Here is an 18,499-nt window from a genome sequence, read left to right as displayed (position 1 = left end):
GACCTCAGAAGTGGATGACGGTACGAATGCTCTTGCCTTCATGCATCAGGTCAAACGCTTTGTTGATGTCTTCCAGGCCCATGGTGTGGGTAATGAAGGTGTCCAGCGGGATCTCGCCGGTCTGGGCCATTTCCACGTAGCTTGGCAGTTCGGTACGGCCGCGTACGCCGCCGAAGGCCGAGCCGCGCCAGACGCGGCCGGTCACCAGCTGGAAGGGACGGGTGGCGATTTCCTGGCCGGCGCCGGCCACGCCGATAATCACCGACTCGCCCCAACCTTTGTGGCAGCACTCAAGGGCGGCGCGCATCAGGTGCACGTTGCCGATGCATTCGAAGGAGAAGTCCACGCCGCCGTCGGTGAGGTCGACGATCACGTCCTGGATCGGACGATCGTAGTCTTTCGGGTTGATGCAGTCGGTCGCGCCCAGTTGCTTGGCAATTTCGAACTTGGCCGGGTTGATGTCGATAGCAATGATGCGGCCGGCCTTGGCCTTGACCGCGCCGATCACCGCCGACAAGCCAATACCGCCCAGGCCGAAGATGGCCACGGTGTCGCCCGGCTTGACCTTGGCGGTGTTGAGCACCGCACCGATGCCGGTGGTGACGCCGCAACCCAGCAGGCAGACTTTTTCCAGCGGCGCTTCTTTAGGAATCTTGGCGACGGAAATTTCCGGCAGCACGGTGTACTCGGAGAAGGTCGAGGTGCCCATGTAGTGGAAAATCGGCTGGCCCTTGTAGGAAAAACGCGTGGTGCCGTCCGGCATCAGGCCTTTGCCCTGGGTGGAACGAATCGCCTGGCACAGGTTGGTCTTGCCCGACAGGCAGAATTTGCACTGGCCGCATTCCGGGGTGTACAGCGGGATCACATGGTCGCCAACAGCCACCGAAGTCACGCCCTCGCCGATCGCTTCCACCACCGCACCGCCTTCGTGGCCGAGGATAGACGGGAAGATACCTTCCGGATCCGCGCCCGACAGGGTGTAGGCGTCGGTGTGGCACACGCCGGACGCAACGACCCGCAGCAGCACCTCGCCGGCCTTGGGCATGGCGACATCCACTTCAACGATCTCAAGGGGCTTTTTGGCTTCGAAGGCTACGGCGGCGCGGGACTTGATCATCCGAGTTTCTCCAGGGAATTGAAAACTGAGACGGTGAGTGTAAAACATGGCCGATTGATTAATAATCCAGGCAAAAGCAAAACTTTATTGCTGTACAGGGATAATCGACATGCTGGAAAACCGCTGGGAAGGCATCGATGAGTTCGTCGCCGTCGCCGAATGCAGCCAATTCACCGCTGCGGCGGAACGGCTGGGCGTGTCGTCGTCCCATATCAGCCGGCAGGTGGCGCGCTTAGAGGAGCGCCTGCAAACACGGTTGCTGTATCGCAGCACGCGCAAGGTCACCCTGACCGAAGCGGGCCAGACCTTCCTGCAACATTGCCAGCGCCTGCAAGACGGCCGCGAAGAAGCCCTGCGCGCGGTAGGCGACCTGGCCAGCGAACCCAAGGGCATGTTGCGCATGACCTGCGCCGTGGCATACGGCGAGCGCTTTATCGTGCCGCTGGTCACCCGCTTCATGGGGCTTTACCCGCAGTTGCGCGTGGATATCGAATTGAGCAACCGCCAGCTGGACCTGGTGCACGAAGGCCTCGACCTGGCGATCCGCTTGGGGCGCTTGCAGGATTCGCGCATGGTCGCCAGCCGACTGGCGCCCAGACGCATGTATGTGTGCGCGTCGCCCTCCTACCTGACGCGGTATGGTCGGCCCCATAGCGTGTCGGAATTGAGTCGGCATAACTGTCTGATCGGCAGCTCGGATATCTGGCAACTGGCCCAGGGCGGACGCGAATTTTCCCAGCGTGTGCAGGGAAACTGGCGCTGCAACAGCGGGCAAGCGGTGCTCGACGCGGCGTTGCAAGGTGTGGGGTTGTGCCAGTTGCCGGATTATTATGTGCTGGAACATCTGGACAGCGGCGCGCTGGTGTCGTTGCTGGAGGCGCATCAGCCGCCGAATACGGCGGTGTGGGCGCTGTACCCGCAACAGCGGCATTTGTCGCCGAAGGTCAGGAAGTTGGTGGATTTCTTGAAGGAAGGGTTGGCTGGGCGGCCGGAGTACAGCGGTTGATCATGGGTTGCCTGTACCGGCCCCATCGCGGGCAAGCCCGACTCCCACAGTAACCGAGAAAAGGTGATCGAAGGTGGGAGCTGGCTTGCCTGCGATGAAGTCGACTCGGTGCAATTGGCTACCGCCGATTAGCCCACCGCAACCTGAGCCACTCAAGATCCTCCGGCCGTGTCACCTTGATATTGTCCGAGCGCCCTTCAATCAGGCGCGGCGCCTGGCCGGACCATTCCATGGCCGAGGCTTCGTCGGTAATCAGCGCGTCCGCCACCAGGCTGTCGGCCAAGGCACGATGCAATGCACCCAGGCGGAACATCTGCGGCGTATAAGCCTGCCAGATCAAGCTACGGTCGACGGTCTCGACGACGCGGCCGTGCTTGTCGACGCGCTTGAGGGTGTCACGGGCCGGCACAGCCAACAGGCCGCCGACCGGGTCGTCAGCCAGTTCGCTTAATAGCTTGTCCAGGTCGTCCCGACTGAGGTTGGGCCGTGCAGCATCGTGCACCAGCACCCAATCGTCATCGCTTGCACCCTGCCCGTGCAGGTGCAACAACGCGTTGAGCACAGAGCCCGAACGCTCCGAACCGCCGTCTGCACGCTGGATGCGCGGGTCTGTGGCACATGCCAGGGTAGGCCAATAGGGATCATCGCCAGCCAGGCTGAGCACCAGGCCCTTGAGCGATGGATGATCGAGAAAACAGCCAAGGCTGTGTTCGAGAATAGTGCGCCCGCCCAGTTGCAAATATTGCTTGGGACGGTCCGCCGCCATACGGGCACCGACGCCCGCGGCAGGAATCACGGCCCAGAAGGCCGGCAAGCTGTTGCTCATTGGGCCAGCTGGTAGAGGGTTTCGCCCTCCTTGACCATGCCCAATTCATGACGAGCCCGCTCTTCAACGGTCTCCGTACCTTTTTTCAGCTCAAGCACTTCGGCATCGAGGACGCGGTTACGCTCCAGCAGGACTTCGTTTTCGGCGTGCTGTGCAGCAATTTGCTCGGTCAGGTCTTTTACCTGCGCAAAGCTGCCATTACCCACCCATAGGCGGTATTGCAGGCCAGCCAGCAACAAGAGCAAGACGAGGAACAACCAATTGGGACTGCGCATCGAATATCGGGTATCCAGTGAAAAAAGACAGCCATGCAAAACTTTCAAAGCAACTGATAGCACGAAGCCTGGAAGAACCAGGCTTGTGCATGGTAGCCCTCAGATTAGCGTCGAAAACCACACTGTCGTGAGTTTTCCGACGCAATCCGCCGACTTTTTATCACTTATCGATCAGCCGCGAAACTCGCCGCGACCGTTGTACTTGGCCTTGCCAGCCAGTTGCTCTTCGATACGCAACAACTGGTTGTACTTGGAGACTCGGTCGGAACGGCACAGCGAACCGGTCTTGATCTGGCCTGCCGACGTGCCCACGGCCAGGTCGGCAATGGTCGAATCTTCGGTTTCGCCGGAGCGGTGCGAGATCACTGCCGTGTAGCCCGCGGCCTTGGCCATCTGGATGGCTTCCAGGGTTTCGGTCAGCGTGCCGATCTGGTTGAACTTGATCAGGATCGAGTTGGCGATCTTTTTATCGATGCCTTCTTTCAGGATCTTGGTGTTGGTCACGAACAGGTCGTCGCCCACCAGCTGGATTTTCTCGCCGATCTTGTCGGTGAGGACTTTCCAGCCATCCCAGTCGGACTCGTCCAGGCCGTCTTCGATCGAGATGATCGGGTAGCGCTCGGTCAGGCCCTTCAGGTAGTCAGCGAAACCTTCGGAGTTGAACACCTGGCCTTCGCCGGACAGGTTGTATTTGCCGTCTTCATAGAACTCGCTGGCCGCGCAGTCCAGGGCCAGGGTCACGTCGGTGCCCAGCGTGTAGCCGGCGTTGGCCACGGCTTCGGAGATCACTTTGAGTGCATCTTCGTTGGACGCCAGGTTCGGTGCGAAACCGCCTTCGTCACCCACGGCAGTGCTCAGGCCACGGGCCTTCAGCACGGCCTTGAGGTGGTGGAAAATCTCGGTGCCCATGCGCAGACCTTCGGAGAACGACTTGGCGCCCACCGGCTGGACCATGAATTCCTGGATGTCGACGTTGTTATCGGCGTGCTCGCCACCGTTGATGATGTTCATCATCGGGACCGGCATCGAATACACACCCGGGGTGCCGTTCAGGTTGGCGATGTGGGCATACAGCGGCAGGTCCTGGTCCTGTGCGGCCGCCTTGGCAGCGGCCAGGGACACGGCCAGGATGGCGTTGGCGCCCAGGCTGCCTTTGTTTTCGGTGCCGTCGAGCTGGATCATCGCGTGGTCCAGGACTTTCTGGTCCAGCGGGTCCTTGCCCAGCAACAGGTCACGGATCGGACCGTTGATGTTGGCTACCGCCTTGAGTACACCCTTGCCCAGGTAACGGCTCTTGTCGCCATCACGCAGTTCCAGCGCTTCGCGCGAACCGGTGGAAGCACCGGACGGCGCACAGGCGCTGCCGATGATGCCGTTATCGAGAAGCACGTCGGCTTCGACGGTGGGGTTGCCACGGGAGTCGAGAACTTCACGACCTTTGATGTCGACGATTTTTGCCATTGTTGTAAACACTCCAAAGTTGACGAAAACGACGCAGCTGAAGGAAATCTTTTGACCGACCGCAAGGGTGGAACAACGGGGCAGGCTTGCAGGCGACAAGACCCAGGCCCTCGGGCCTGAGCGAAAAGCGTAGGAAAGTCTACCGGAGAAACCGCGCTTACGCGGTCTCTACCGTCGGAAAACTCTTGACCAGTTCGTCCAACTGCTTGAGCTGGGCCAGGAACGGTTCCAGCTTGTCCAGGCGCAGGGCGCATGGGCCGTCGCATTTGGCGTTGTCCGGGTCCGGGTGGGCTTCCAGGAACAGGCCGGCCAGGGACTGGCTGATACCCGCCTTGGCCAGGTCCAGTACCTGGGCACGGCGCCCGCCAGCGGAATCGGCGCGACCACCGGGCATTTGCAGCGCGTGGGTCACGTCGAAAAACACCGGGTACTCGAACTGTTTCATGATGCCGAAACCGAGCATGTCCACCACAAGGTTGTTGTAGCCGAAGCTCGAACCACGCTCGCAGAGGATCAACTGGTCGTTACCCGCTTCCACGCACTTGTTCAGGATGTGTTTCATTTCCTGGGGTGCGAGGAACTGGGCTTTCTTGATATTGATCACCGCGCCAGTCTTGGCCATCGCAACGACCAGATCGGTCTGGCGCGACAGAAAGGCCGGCAACTGGATGATGTCGCACACCTCGGCGACCACGGCAGCCTGTTCAGGCTCGTGGACGTCGGTGATGACCGGCACGCCGAAGGCTTGCTTGATGTCCTGGAAGATCCGCATGCCTTCCTCGAGGCCTGGCCCGCGATAGGAAGTCACGGACGAACGGTTGGCCTTGTCGAAGCTGGCCTTGAACACGTAGGGGATACCGAGTTTCTCGGTCACCTTGACGTACTCTTCACAGACCTGCATCGCCATGTCACGGCTTTCCAGCACGTTCATGCCGCCGAACAGCACCATGGGCTTGTCGTTGGCAATCTCGATGTCGCCTACGCGAATGATCTTCTGGGCCATCAGGGTTACGCCTTCTTCTGATGTTGGGTCAGTGCTGCTTTAACGAAACCGCTGAACAACGGGTGACCGTCGCGCGGCGTCGAGGTGAACTCAGGGTGGAACTGGCAGGCCACGAACCAAGGATGATCCGGCGCCTCGACCACTTCAACCAGCGCGCCATCACCGGAGCGACCGGAGATTTTCAGGCCGGCCTCTTTGATTTGCGGCAGCAGGTTGTTGTTCACTTCGTAGCGGTGACGGTGGCGCTCGACGATCACGTCCTTGCCGTAGCAGTCGTGCACCAGCGAGCCCGGCTCCAGCAGGCAATCCTGCGCGCCAAGGCGCATGGTGCCGCCCAGGTCGGAGGCTTCGGTGCGGGTCTCGACGGCACCGGTGGCATCTTCCCACTCGGTGATCAGGCCCACGACCGGGTGGCCGCTCTTGCTGTCGAACTCGGTGGAGTTGGCGTCTTTCCAGCCCATCACGTTACGGGCGAACTCGATGACGGCCACTTGCATGCCCAGGCAGATGCCCAGGTACGGCACCTTGTTTTCGCGAGCGTACTGCACCGCGGTGATCTTGCCTTCCACGCCACGCAGGCCGAAACCGCCGGGCACGAGGATCGCGTCAACGCCTTCGAGCAGCGCGGTGCCCTGGTTCTCGATGTCTTCGGAATCGATGTAGCGCAGGTTGACCTTGGTACGGTTGCTGATGCCGGCGTGGCTCATCGCTTCGATCAGCGACTTGTACGCGTCCAGCAGCTCCATGTACTTGCCGACCATGGCGATGGTGACTTCGTGCTCGGGGTTGAGCTTGGCGTCGACCACGGCTTCCCACTCGGACAGGTCCGCACCGTTGCATTGCAGGCCGAAACGCTCGACCACAAAATCGTCCAGGCCTTGCGAATGCAGGATGCCCGGGATCTTGTAGATGGTGTCGGCGTCTTCCAGCGCGATCACCGCACGTTCTTCAACGTTGGTGAATTGCGCAATCTTGCGACGCGAGGAAATGTCGATCGGGTGATCGGAGCGGCACACCAGCACGTCCGGCTGCAGGCCGATGGAACGCAGTTCCTTGACCGAGTGCTGGGTAGGCTTGGTTTTGGTTTCGCCGGCGGTGGCGATGTAGGGCACCAGGGTCAGGTGCATCAGCATCGCGCGCTTGGCGCCGACTTCGAAACGCAACTGGCGGATGGCTTCGAGGAACGGCTGGGATTCGATGTCACCCACGGTGCCGCCGATCTCGACCATCGCCACGTCGGCATCGCCTGCACCCTTGATGATGCGGCGCTTGATTTCGTCGGTGATGTGCGGAATCACCTGGATGGTTGCACCCAGGTAGTCGCCACGGCGCTCCTTGCGCAGCACGTGCTCGTAGACACGGCCAGTGGTGAAGTTGTTGTTCTGGGTCATGGTCGTGCGGATGAACCGCTCGTAGTGGCCCAGGTCCAGGTCAGTCTCGGCGCCGTCATGGGTGACGAACACTTCACCGTGCTGGAACGGGCTCATGGTGCCCGGGTCGACGTTGATGTACGGGTCCAGCTTGAGCATGGTGACTTTAAGCCCCCGCGCCTCCAGGATGGCCGCCAATGAAGCGGAGGCAATGCCTTTCCCCAATGAAGAAACAACACCGCCCGTGACGAATATGTAGCGCGTCATGAAAAACCCTAGAAGTCTGCGTTAAAGCGGTCCGAGCCGCCGGGGAAAGCGAAGAGAGGCCGAAGCCCCCGATCACCTGCATTAATCACAGTGCACCTTTCAAAAAAACCGCCGCGTGGTGACAGACCAGCAATGGAACACCGGTACGTTGATCGCTACACATTTTTTGGAATCGCCCAGCAAAGACTGCTTGGTAATCGGCAACTGCTGCGATTCAGTTGAATCCACAGAAGTTGTATCAAGAAGGGAGCGTAGTCTACCGGAAAGGCGCTATCAGCTCAAACCTTGATCGCAGGTCTGTGGCATCCAATGTAATTGCCAGCCCTCACTCGGCACCGCCCAGCGTCCAGCGATGCTGGGCACCCCCAGCAATTGCTCGCCCCGATACAGCAGCGGCAATCTGCCACGCACGAAGCGCGGCAGCCCGCTTTCGTTAAGCAGCCGCTTCAGGTCGCGCCGGCCGCGACCTGGCACTTCGATGACTTCACCGCCCTGCCGGTAACGGACCTGCAACGGACCTTCGGGGGCGTTGCCAGTGAATTTCAACTGACCGTTGCCGGGTAACTCTAGTGGGTTTTGCGGATCGAGCCAGCCCAGCGATGCGTCGGAAAATTCCGACCAAGTGGCGGGCAACCACCAGAGACGCTCGCCGCTACGGTGCAACTCGCCGTCGGCCAGGCGCCATACAGGCTGTGCGTCACCCTTGGCATCGCGCAGGGAATGCCAACTGGCCCAGTGGTCGCTGTCGGGAAGGCGTGTCAGCGGCGCCAGCCAATGGCGCAGGGCGTTGCGCTGACGGGCGTCGGATAGCTCGCGCAACGGCGCAAGCGCCAGGGACGGCAAGTGCAGCCAGGGAAACGGCGCAGACTGGTCAGCGGCGTGCAAATCCATCTGCGCCAGCTCATCGAGCAAGCCTTGGGCTTCACTCAGATGCTCGGCGGTGCGCGCCAGGCCGGATACGGCTTGCGGCCAACGCTCCGTCAGCACAGGGAAGACCTGATGACGCAGGTAGTTGCGTGAGAAGCGTGAATCGGCGTTAGACGGGTCCTCGATCCAGTTGAGCTGATGCTCGTTGGCGTAGGCCTCCAACTCGCCCCGTGATACATCCAGCAAAGGCCGCACCAGATAGCCAGCGGCCAGGGGGCGCTGTGCTGGCATTGCCGCTAATCCTCGTAAACCAGCCCCACGCAGCAGACGGAATAACAAGGTTTCAGCCTGATCATTGCGATGCTGGCCCGTGAACAACACCTGCCCTGCGCCGGTCACCTGAGTGAACGCCTGATAACGTGCGTCACGGGCGGCCCCCTCAAGACTGCCACCCGGCCGCACTTGCACACGCAGGATGCGCAGAGGCACGCGCAGGCTGTCGCAGACCGATTGGCAATGACTCGGCCAGGCGTCAGCGGCAGCTTGCAGGCCATGATGGACATGGACAGCGCCGAGGGGCGGCAGGGTTTCGGTTTTTGCCAGGCAGGCCAGGAGGTGCAGCAGGACGGTAGAGTCAAGTCCGCCCGAGAACGCGACGTGCCAGGCCGGGGCATTGCGCCAGGGGGCCAGGGTTTGCAGGAGTTGGGCGATTAAGGTGGGTTTCATAGCAAAGTACCGCCATCCATCTGGAATGCACTACCCCAGCCTATGCAAGCAAATGTGGGAGTGGGCTTGCCCGCGATGCAGGCACCTCGGTCTATCAGTTGCACCGAGGTGATGCTATCGCAGGCAAGCCAGCTCCCACATAGCCCGCTCCCACATTTTGGTCCTGCGTTGGTCTTAGAGACCGTAGCTCATCAAACGCTCATAACGACGGGCCAGCAGCGCTTCGTTATCCAGCTTCTTGAGCATTGCCAGTTGCGAAGCCAGCTCACCACGGATAGTCGCGGCGGCGGCGGCCGGGTCGCGGTGGGCGCCGCCCAGTGGCTCGGCGATCACTTTGTCGACAATGCCCAGGCCTTTGAGGCGATCGGCAGTGATGCCCATGGCTTCGGCAGCGTCCGGCGCCTTTTCGGCGGTTTTCCACAGGATCGAGGCGCAACCTTCCGGCGAGATCACCGCGTAGGTCGAATATTGCAGCATGTTCAGTTGGTCGCAGACGCCAATGGCCAGTGCACCGCCGGAACCCCCTTCACCAATCACGGTGGCGATGATCGGGGTTTTCAGGCGCGACATGACGCGCAGGTTCCAGGCGATGGCTTCGCTCTGGTTGCGCTCTTCGGCATCGATACCCGGGTAGGCACCCGGTGTGTCGATGAAGGTCAGAATCGGCATCTTGAAGCGTTCGGCCATTTCCATCAGGCGGCACGCCTTGCGGTAGCCTTCCGGACGCGGCATGCCGAAGTTGCGGCGCACTTTTTCGCGCACTTCGCGACCTTTCTGGTGACCGATCACCATCACCGGCTGGTCGTCCAGGCGAGCGATACCGCCCACGATGGCCGCGTCGTCGGAGAAGTGGCGGTCGCCGTGCAGCTCGTCGAATTCAGTAAAGATGTGCTGGATGTAATCCAGGGTATAAGGACGGCGCGGGTGGCGAGCCAGGCGCGCGATCTGCCAGCTGGTCAGCTTGCCGAAGATGTCTTCGGTGAGCGTGCTGCTCTTGTCTTGCAGGCGAGCGATCTCATCGCCAATGTTCAGCGAATTGTCATTGCCGACCAGGCGCAGTTCTTCGATCTTGGCTTGCAGGTCAGCGATCGGCTGTTCGAAATCAAGAAAATTCGGGTTCATAAGCGTCCGTCTTGGGTCGACGGCCAGGGGGTGCCTGGCCAGCCGGTTGTCTGTTCGCGCCTTACCTTAAGGGAGAGGCGCGTCCAGGTCGAGATTAAATGTTTCGTCGAGATCAGGCGATTTCTGCTTAAAAAGAAAGCGCCTGGCCATCAACGGTATTGGAGGAAGACGTTGTCACGACCGAACTGGTCACGCAATGCCTGAATCAAGCCATCAGCGGGATCAATTCGCCAGGCCTCGCCAAACTGCAGCATGGCCTTGGCGTCGTTGCCGGTGTACTCCATGGTCACCGGGCACGCGCCACGGTGGCGTTTGAGCAAATCCCCCAACCAGCGTAGCTGATCGCCCTTGAGCGCTTCGGTCTTGACCTTCAAACGCAGGCTCTCGGCCAAATTGGTGCGCGCATCTTCCATGCTCATCACCCGCTTGATCCGCAGGCGCAGGCCGCCGGAGAAATCATCGTTGCTGACTTCCCCTTCCACCACCACCATGGCGTCGGTCTGCAGCAGCGACTGGGCGGAGTGGAACGCGTCGGCAAACAGTGACGCTTCGATGCGGCCCGAGCGGTCGTCGAGGGTGATGAAGCCCATCTTGTCGCCCTTTTTGTTTTTCATCACCCGCAGGGCGATGATCATGCCGGCGACGGTCTGGGTGTCCCGTGCAGGCTTGAGGTCGATGATGCGCTGACGCGCGAACCGGCGGATTTCACCTTCGTATTCGTCAATCGGATGGCCGGTAAGGTACAGGCCCAGGGTGTCTTTCTCGCCCTTGAGACGCTCCTTGAGGGTCAGATCCTTGGCCTTGCGGTGGTTAGCGTACACATCCGCATCTTCTTCGACGAACAACCCGCCAAACAGGTCGGCGTGGCCGCTGTCATGGGTGCGAGCGGTCTGTTCGGCGGCCTTGATCGCCTCTTCCATTGCGGCAAGCAAAACCGCGCGGTTGCGGTCGATATTCGCCTGGTAAGCCTTCGGCTCGTCATGGAAATACGGGCCGAGACGGTCGAGCGCGCCACTGCGGATCAGGCCATCGAGGGTTCGCTTGTTGATGCGCTTGAGGTCCACCCGCGCGCAGAAGTCGAACAAGTCCTTGAACGGCCCGTCCTGGCGCGCTTCGGTGATGGCTTCCACCGGGCCCTCGCCCACGCCCTTGATCGCACCGAGGCCATAGATGATGCGGCCTTCGTCGTTCACCGTGAACTTGAACTCCGAGGCGTTCACGTCCGGCGCATCGAGGCGCAGCTTCATGGTGCGCACTTCCTCGATCAAGGTCACGACCTTGTCGGTGTTGTGCATATCCGCCGAGAGTACCGCGGCCATGAACGGCGCCGGGTAGTGGGCTTTCAGCCAGGCGGTCTGGTACGACACCAGGCCGTAGGCGGCGGAGTGGGATTTGTTGAAGCCGTAACCGGCGAATTTTTCCACCAGGTCGAAGATGTTGCCGGCCAGGTCCGCATCGATATTGTTGGTGGCGCAACCCTCGATGAAACCGCCGCGCTGCTTGGCCATTTCCTCGGGTTTTTTCTTACCCATGGCACGACGCAACATGTCCGCGCCGCCGAGGGTGTAACCCGCCATCACCTGGGCGATCTGCATCACCTGCTCTTGATACAGGATGATGCCGTAGGTCGGTGCCAGTACGGGCTTGAGGCCTTCGTATTGATAGTCGGAGTGCGGGTATGCCAGTTCGGCGCGGCCGTGCTTACGGTTGATGAAGTCGTCCACCATGCCCGATTGCAACGGGCCCGGACGGAACAGGGCCACCAGTGCGATCAAGTCTTCCAGGCAGTCGGGCTTGAGCTTTTTGATCAGCTCCTTCATGCCGCGCGACTCAAGCTGGAACACCGCAGTGGTTTCGGCTTTCTGCAACAGGCTGTAGGTCGGCTTGTCGTCCAGTGGGATAAAGGCGATATCCAGCGGTGCTTCACCCACCTTGGCGCGGTCGCGGTTGATGGTCTTGAGCGCCCAGTCGATGATCGTCAGGGTCCGCAGGCCGAGGAAGTCGAACTTCACCAGGCCGGCCGCCTCCACGTCGTCCTTGTCGAACTGGGTGACCAGGCCGTCGCCTTCTTCATCGCAATAGATCGGCGAAAAGTCGGTGAGCTTGGTCGGGGCGATAACCACACCACCGGCGTGTTTACCGACGTTACGCACCACGCCTTCGAGTTTGCGCGCCATGTCCCAGATTTCGGCGGCTTCTTCATCGACCTTGATGAAGTCGCGCAGGATTTCTTCCTGCTCGTAGGCCTTTTCGAGGGTCATGCCAACTTCGAACGGGATCATCTTCGACAGGCGATCGGCCAGGCCGTAGGACTTGCCCTGCACCCGGGCCACGTCGCGGATCACCGCCTTGGCGGCCATGGAACCGAAGGTGATGATCTGGCTGACCGCGTTGCGGCCGTATTTCTCGGCCACGTATTCGATCACGCGGTCACGGCCGTCCATGCAGAAGTCGACGTCGAAGTCGGGCATGGACACCCGTTCCGGGTTCAGGAAGCGTTCGAACAGCAGGTCATATTCCAACGGGTCGAGGTCGGTGATCTTCTGCACATAGGCGACCAGCGAGCCCGCACCTGACCCCCGGCCCGGGCCAACCGGCACGCCGTTGTTCTTGGCCCATTGGATAAAGTCCATCACGATCAGGAAGTAACCGGGGAAGCCCATCTGGATGATGATATCCAGCTCGAAATTCAACCGGTCGACGTAGACCTGGCGTTTGGCCTCGTAGTCTTCGGTGGTGTCTTTGGGCAACAGGACGCTGAGGCGATCCTCCAGGCCATCGAACGACACCTTGCGGAAGTACTCATCGATGGTCATACCATCGGGAATCGGGAAGTTGGGCAGGAAGTGCTTGCCCAGTTTCACTTCGATATTGCAGCGCTTGGCAATTTCGACGGAGTTTTCCAAGGCCTCGGGCAAGTCGCTGAACAACTCGGCCATTTCTTCGGCGCTTTTGAGGTACTGCTCTTCGCTGTAGTTTTTCGAGCGACGCGGGTCGTCCAGGGCCCGGCCCTCGCCGATGCACACGCGGGTTTCGTGGGCCTCGAAGTCTTCCTTCTTGATGAAGCGCACATCGTTGGTGGCCACCAGCGGCGCGCCCAGCTTGTCGGCCAGGGCCACGGCGGCGTGCAGGTGCTCTTCGTCATTGGGGCGGTTGGTGCGCTGCACTTCCAGGTAGAAACGATCAGGGAACACCTGCATCCACTCACGGGCCAGCACCTCGGCTTCGTGCGGGTTGCCGCCGAGCAGCGCGAGACCGATCTCACCCTCTTTGGCCGCCGAGAGCATGATCACGCCCTCGCTGGCCTCGGCGACCCATTCGCGCTCGATGATGATCGAGCCGTTGCGCTGGCCGTCGATAAAGCCACGGGAAATCAATTCGGTGAGGTTGCGATAGCCCACGCCATTCATCGCCAGCAGGCTGATGCGGCTCAACGCGTTGTCAGGGTCTTTGTTCGACAGCCACAGGTCGACGCCGCAGATCGGCTTGATGCCGGCGCCCATGGCGTTCTTGTAGAACTTGACCAGGGAACACATGTTGTTCTGATCGGTAACCGCTACCGCAGGCATATTCATGCCCACCAGGGTTTTGACCAGCGGTTTGATCCGTACCAGGCCGTCGACCAGGGAGTATTCAGTGTGCAGGCGTAGATGAACGAATGAAGCCGGCATGATGATCCTGTGCTTATACGTGGAGACAACTGGGTGAAAACAACTGTTTTTGAAGACAGCAAGGCCCGGATTGTACCGGGCCCTGGCAAAAACATCAGCCTTGCGGCTATACCTCGATGAGGCTCTCGCGCAGCTCGTAAGCCTGGCGCACCGGGGCGAAGGAGCGGCGATGGATCGGCGTCGGGCCGAGGCGAGCCAGGGCTTCCAGATGAACGGGCGTCGGGTAGCCTTTATGACCACCGATGCCGTAGCCGGGGTAGATCAGTTCAAACGCCGCCATTTCACGGTCGCGACTGACCTTGGCCAGGATCGACGCCGCAGCGATGGCAGGTACCTTGCCGTCGCCCTGAATGACCGCCTCGGCCGGCATCGACAGTTTCGGACAGCGGTTGCCGTCGATCTTCGCCAGCTTGGGGGTGATGTGCAGGCCTTCCACCGCGCGCTGCATGGCAAGCATGGTGGCATGGAGAATGTTCAGCTCGTCGATCTCTTCGACCTCGGCACGGGCGATATGCCAGCTCAGGGCCTTCTCACAAATTTCGTCGTACAGCTTTTCGCGGCGCGCTTCGGTGAGTTTCTTCGAGTCGTTGAGACCCAGGATCGGGCGGTTCGGATCGAGGATCACCGCCGCCGTGACAACGGCGCCGCACAAAGGCCCGCGACCGACTTCGTCAACACCGGCCACCAGCTCGTGGGCTTCGGCAACCAGACTGAAATCCAGGCCCATTTGCGTCGTCATAAAGCTTCCTGTTTTTTGCCGATCAAGGTCAATACGGCGTCCGCCGCCTGATTCGACGCATCACGGCGCAGGGTGCGGTGGATGTCGTCAAAACCGCGGGTCTGTTCTTCACCGCCGTCAATCAAGGGTAGTAGGGTTTTCGCGAGGGCCTCGGGTGTTGCATCGTCCTGCAACAACTCCGGCACCAACAGGCGCTGGGCCAGCAAGTTTGGCAAGGAAATATAAGGGCTTTTGACCATGCGCTTTAGGATCCAGAAGGTAAACGGCGCCAGGCGGTAAGCCACGACCATCGGTCGCTTGTACAGCAAGGCCTCCAGCGTTGCCGTACCCGAAGCGATCAGCACCGCATCACAGGCCGCCAGGGCCAGGTGCGATTGGCCGTCGAGCAAGGTCAATGGCAGGTTGCGGCCTTCAAGCAGCGTTTCGATCTGTGCACGACGTTGCGGACTCGCGCAGGGCAGTACGAAACGGACGCCTGGCTTCAAGGCTTGCAGGCGCTCGGCAGCGTCAAAGAATACCGAGGCAAGGCGCCCGACTTCGCCACCACGACTGCCGGGCATCAGCGCGACCAGCGGGCCGGCGGGCAAGCCAAGTTCGGCGCGCGCCGCGGCGCGGTCAGCCTCCAATGGAATGGTGTCGGCCAGGGTATGCCCGACAAACCGTACCGGCACGCCCTTTTCTTCGTAGAACCTGGCTTCGAACGGCAGCAGGGTCAGCATCAAGTCGCAGCCTTCGCGGATCTTGAGCACGCGTTTCTGCCGCCACGCCCACACGGACGGGCTGACGTAGTGCACGGTCTTGATCCCGGCCTGACGCAACTTGAGTTCGATAGTGAGGGTGAAGTCCGGCGCGTCGATCCCGATAAACACGTCGGGCTTTTCTTCGATCAGGGTCTGGATCAGCAACTTGCGCCGCGCCAGCAGCTCGCGCAGGCGGCCCAGCACCTCCACCAGCCCCATGACCGACAAGCGCTCCATGGGGAAATAGGAAACGAGCCCTTCGGCCTGCATCAGCGGGCCGCCGACCCCGATGAACTCCACCGCCGGATGCTGGGCTTTGAGGGCCCGCATAAGACCTGCGCCCAGAATGTCACCGGAAGCTTCTCCGGCCACCAGCGCGATACGCAGATTAGCCATGATCAGCGGGTGATGCCGCGAGTCGACGCCTGGATCGAGTCACGGAACACCGCAACTTCCGAGAACGCCGCTGCCGGCTCGGCCAGTTGGAGCAACGCCTGGTCCACGGTGAGCCCCTGGCGGTAAACCACCTTGTAGGCGCGGCGCAACGCATGGATGGCCTCTTCGCTGAACCCGCGACGGCGCATGCCCTCGAAGTTCATGCTGCGGGCCTCGGCCGGGTTGCCGAATACCGTGACGAACGCCGGAACGTCCTTGCCGATGGCGGTGCCCATGCCGGAAAAGCTGTGGGCGCCGATATGACAGTACTGATGCACCAGGGTGAACCCGGACAGGATTGCCCAGTCATCAACGTGCACATGGCCGGCCAACGCGGTGTTGTTGACCAGGATGCAGTGGTTGCCGATCACGCTGTCGTGGCCGATGTGCGCGTAGGCCATCACCAGGTTGTGATCACCCAGGGTGGTCTCGGCCCGATCCTGCACGGTGCCACGGTGAATGGTCACGCCTTCACGGATGATGTTGTGATCACCGATTACCAGGCGCGTTTCTTCACCCTTGTACTTCATGTCCGGGGTGTCTTCGCCTACCGAGGAGAACTGGTAGATGCGATTGTGTTTGCCAATGCGGGTCGGACCTTTGAGGATCACGTGCGGCCCGATGACAGTCCCCTCGCCGATTTCCACACCTGCGCCGATGATCGACCAGGGGCCGACCTCAACGTCGGCGGCCAGTACGGCCGACGGATCGATGATTGCGCGAGGGTCAATCAAACTCATAGTTTGCGTTCCGCACAGATGATCTCGGCGGAGCACACTGGCTTGCCGTCCACCGAGGCCTGGCATTCGAACTTCCAGATCTGGCGCTTGCAGCTGATGAACTTGGCTTCCAGGATCAGCTGGTCGCCCGGGGTCACCGGGTTGCGGAAACGCAGCTTGTCGGAGCCCACGAAATAGTAGAGCGTGCCATCGGCAGGCTTGAGGTCGAGCATTTTGAAACCAAGGATACCGGCAGCCTGGGCCATCGCCTCGATGATCAGCACGCCCGGCATGATGGGATGCGCGGGAAAGTGACCATTGAAGAAAGGTTCGTTGATGCTGACATTCTTGTAGGCACGAATGCGCTTTTCCTCGACGTTGAGGTCCACTACGCGATCCACCAGCAGGAACGGGTAACGGTGAGGCAGGTATTCGCGAATCTCGTTGATGTCCATCATTTCGGGGGGAAGCCTGTAATAAAGATTGGGGGCGGGCGAACTAAACGCACGCCCCGCTAGCAAATCAAGGAGGCAGTCTAGCGGCTGTGCACACTTGATATGGAAATGGTATCAGCCTTCTGATGAAGCATTACCGCCAGGGGTCACGTCCCCAACACGCTTTTCCAGCTGTTTGAGACGTCGCGCCATGTCGTCGAGCTGCCTCAACCGCGCTGCACTCTTGCGCCATTCAGCCGCAGGCTGCATGGCGGTACCGGAAGAATAGGCCCCGGGTTCGGTAATCGAGTGGGTGACCATGGTCATGCCAGTGATGAAGACGTTGTCGCAAATATCGATATGCCCCACCAGCCCTACGCCACCGGCGAGCATGCAATGCTTGCCGATCCGGGTGCTGCCGGAGATGCCCACACAGGCGGCCATGGCGGTGTGATCGCCAATCTGCACGTTATGGGCGATCTGGATCTGGTTATCGAGCTTCACGCCGTTGCCGATCACGGTGTCGGCCAGGGCACCGCGATCGACAGCCGTGTTCACGCCAATCTCCACGTCGTCGCCGATCACTACGCCGCCGACCTGGGCAATCTTGTTCCAGATGCCCTTGGCGTTGGCAAAGCCAAAGCCTTCGCCACCAATCACGGCACCCGATTGGATGACCACACGCTCACCGATACGCACATCGTGGTACAGGGTGACGCGCGGTGCGAGCCAACCGTCGGCGCCGATTTCACAGCGCGCACCGATAAAGCAATGAGCACCGACCGTGACGCCCGCAGCAATGCGCGCACCGCTCTCGATCACCGCAAAGGCACCGATGCTGGCCGTTGGGTCAACCTGGGCATCATCGGCAATCACCGCAGACGGATGAGTACCGCCGCAGGCCTTGGGTTTTGGATCGAACAGGTGCGACACCCGCGCATAAGCCAGGTACGGGTCGTCCACCACCAGCGCCTCCCCGGCAAACCCCTCGGCGTCAGCGGCTTTGAGCAACACGGCGGCGGCTCTGCTGTCGACCAGGTATTTACGGTATTGAGGATTTGCGAGGAAGCTCAACTGAGCTGGGCCAGCCTCCTGCAAGGTGGCTAGCCCAGTAATTTCCTTCTCCGGGGAGCCACGCAAGGTAGCCCCCAGGAACTCGGCCAACTCGCCGAGCTTGATAGTCGCAGTCATGGCTTACTTCAGCTGGTTCATGCGCTCGATCACCTGACGGGTGATGTCGTATTGAGGCTTGACGTCGATCACAGCGCCACGCTCGAACACCAGGTCAAAGGCACCCTTCTTGATGACTTCTTCCACGGCGCTGTCGAGTTTCGGCTTCAGCTGTTTCAGCATTTCACGGTCGGCAACAGCTTTGGCTTCGTTCAGCTCTTTGGACTGGAACTGGTAGTCACGGGCCTTTTGCTTGAACTCAAGCTCCAGACGCTCGCGCTCGCCTTGCTGCATCTTGTCGCCACCGGCTACCAGACGATCCTGGATGCCTTTGGCGCTGCTTTCCAGCGTCTTGAGCTTGGTCAGTTGCGGACCAAATTTTTTCTCGGCATCCACGGCGTATTTCTTGGCCGCATCGGATTCCAGCAGCGCCATCTGATAGTTCAGCACGGCGATTTTCATTTCGGCGAACGCCGGGGTCGCTACCAGCACGGTTGCCAGCAGAACCAATTGAGTCAACTTACGCACGATGTACTCCTACAGAATCCGTT

At 60.7% G+C, this 18,499-nt stretch carries 16 protein-coding genes; 1 reads left to right on the top strand and 15 read right to left on the bottom strand.

Features of this window, described 5'->3' with window-relative positions; translation table 11 throughout:
- Positions 1 to 4: 4 nt before the first annotated feature.
- Complete coding sequence (locus BLL36_RS03360) at positions 5 to 1,117, bottom strand: S-(hydroxymethyl)glutathione dehydrogenase/class III alcohol dehydrogenase (protein ID WP_076950039.1); 1,113 nt, start codon at positions 1,115 to 1,117, stop codon at positions 5 to 7.
- A 109-nt stretch (positions 1,118 to 1,226) separates the two neighbouring features.
- Between BLL36_RS03360 and BLL36_RS03355 the strand changes: the two genes are divergently transcribed.
- The gene (locus tag BLL36_RS03355) at positions 1,227 to 2,123 is read left to right on the top strand and encodes a LysR substrate-binding domain-containing protein (RefSeq protein ID WP_076950038.1); all 897 of its coding nucleotides are present in this window, start codon (positions 1,227 to 1,229) and stop codon (positions 2,121 to 2,123) included.
- 118 nt (positions 2,124 to 2,241) lie between these two features.
- Here BLL36_RS03355 and ispD read toward each other — a convergent pair whose 3' ends face one another.
- The 14 genes from ispD to BLL36_RS03285 form a co-directional block, all read right to left on the bottom strand.
- A complete protein-coding gene (gene ispD, locus BLL36_RS03350; RefSeq protein WP_076950037.1) occupies positions 2,242 to 2,949 on the bottom strand; it encodes a 2-C-methyl-D-erythritol 4-phosphate cytidylyltransferase in 708 nt (235 codons plus the stop codon).
- Complete coding sequence (gene ftsB / locus BLL36_RS03345) at positions 2,946 to 3,224, bottom strand: cell division protein FtsB (RefSeq protein WP_049709653.1); 279 nt, start codon at positions 3,222 to 3,224, stop codon at positions 2,946 to 2,948. The genes ispD and ftsB overlap by 4 nt, the downstream gene beginning before the upstream one ends.
- A 171-nt stretch (positions 3,225 to 3,395) precedes the next feature.
- Positions 3,396 to 4,685 (bottom strand): phosphopyruvate hydratase, encoded by a 1,290-nt coding sequence (eno, locus tag BLL36_RS03340; RefSeq protein WP_076950036.1) that lies wholly within the window; start codon positions 4,683 to 4,685, stop codon positions 3,396 to 3,398.
- A 157-nt stretch (positions 4,686 to 4,842) separates the two neighbouring features.
- The gene (gene kdsA / locus BLL36_RS03335; RefSeq protein WP_076950035.1) at positions 4,843 to 5,688 is read right to left on the bottom strand and encodes a 3-deoxy-8-phosphooctulonate synthase; all 846 of its coding nucleotides are present in this window, start codon (positions 5,686 to 5,688) and stop codon (positions 4,843 to 4,845) included.
- A gap of 5 nt (positions 5,689 to 5,693) precedes the next feature.
- A complete protein-coding gene (locus tag BLL36_RS03330) occupies positions 5,694 to 7,325 on the bottom strand; it encodes a CTP synthase (RefSeq protein ID WP_076950034.1) in 1,632 nt (543 codons plus the stop codon).
- A gap of 273 nt (positions 7,326 to 7,598) precedes the next feature.
- Positions 7,599 to 8,918: a tRNA lysidine(34) synthetase TilS gene (gene tilS, locus BLL36_RS03325; RefSeq protein ID WP_076950033.1), complete on the bottom strand. Its 1,320-nt coding sequence runs from the start codon at positions 8,916 to 8,918 to the stop codon at positions 7,599 to 7,601.
- 174 nt (positions 8,919 to 9,092) lie between these two features.
- Positions 9,093 to 10,040, bottom strand: coding sequence for an acetyl-CoA carboxylase carboxyltransferase subunit alpha (locus BLL36_RS03320; protein WP_012722607.1), 948 nt, complete (start codon positions 10,038 to 10,040; stop codon positions 9,093 to 9,095).
- Positions 10,041 to 10,189: 149 nt separating this feature from the next.
- Positions 10,190 to 13,711, bottom strand: a complete 3,522-nt coding sequence (gene dnaE / locus BLL36_RS03315; RefSeq protein ID WP_076950032.1) for a DNA polymerase III subunit alpha — start codon at positions 13,709 to 13,711, stop codon at positions 10,190 to 10,192.
- Between the two features lie 106 nt (positions 13,712 to 13,817).
- Positions 13,818 to 14,450 (bottom strand): ribonuclease HII, encoded by a 633-nt coding sequence (gene rnhB, locus BLL36_RS03310; protein ID WP_076950031.1) that lies wholly within the window; start codon positions 14,448 to 14,450, stop codon positions 13,818 to 13,820.
- Positions 14,447 to 15,586, bottom strand: a complete 1,140-nt coding sequence (lpxB, locus tag BLL36_RS03305) for a lipid-A-disaccharide synthase (protein ID WP_076950030.1) — start codon at positions 15,584 to 15,586, stop codon at positions 14,447 to 14,449. Before lpxB ends, rnhB begins: the two co-directional genes overlap by 4 nt.
- A 2-nt stretch (positions 15,587 to 15,588) precedes the next feature.
- Entirely contained in the window at positions 15,589 to 16,365 is a 777-nt protein-coding gene (gene lpxA / locus BLL36_RS03300) for an acyl-ACP--UDP-N-acetylglucosamine O-acyltransferase (protein WP_076950029.1), read from the bottom strand.
- Complete coding sequence (gene fabZ / locus BLL36_RS03295; RefSeq protein WP_003172281.1) at positions 16,362 to 16,802, bottom strand: 3-hydroxyacyl-ACP dehydratase FabZ; 441 nt, start codon at positions 16,800 to 16,802, stop codon at positions 16,362 to 16,364. The genes lpxA and fabZ overlap by 4 nt, the downstream gene beginning before the upstream one ends.
- A 111-nt stretch (positions 16,803 to 16,913) precedes the next feature.
- Complete coding sequence (gene lpxD, locus BLL36_RS03290) at positions 16,914 to 17,969, bottom strand: UDP-3-O-(3-hydroxymyristoyl)glucosamine N-acyltransferase (protein WP_076950028.1); 1,056 nt, start codon at positions 17,967 to 17,969, stop codon at positions 16,914 to 16,916.
- A 3-nt stretch (positions 17,970 to 17,972) separates the two neighbouring features.
- Entirely contained in the window at positions 17,973 to 18,476 is a 504-nt protein-coding gene (locus BLL36_RS03285; RefSeq protein ID WP_003219314.1) for an OmpH family outer membrane protein, read from the bottom strand.
- Between the last annotated feature and the right edge of the window lie 23 nt (positions 18,477 to 18,499).

This window comes from Pseudomonas cedrina subsp. cedrina (genome assembly GCF_001983175.1).
In the GTDB taxonomy this organism is placed as follows: Bacteria; Pseudomonadota; Gammaproteobacteria; order Pseudomonadales; family Pseudomonadaceae; genus Aquipseudomonas; species Aquipseudomonas cedrina.
Note: the sequence above shows the minus strand (reverse complement) of the source record. Positions and strands in the feature narration are given on the sequence as shown.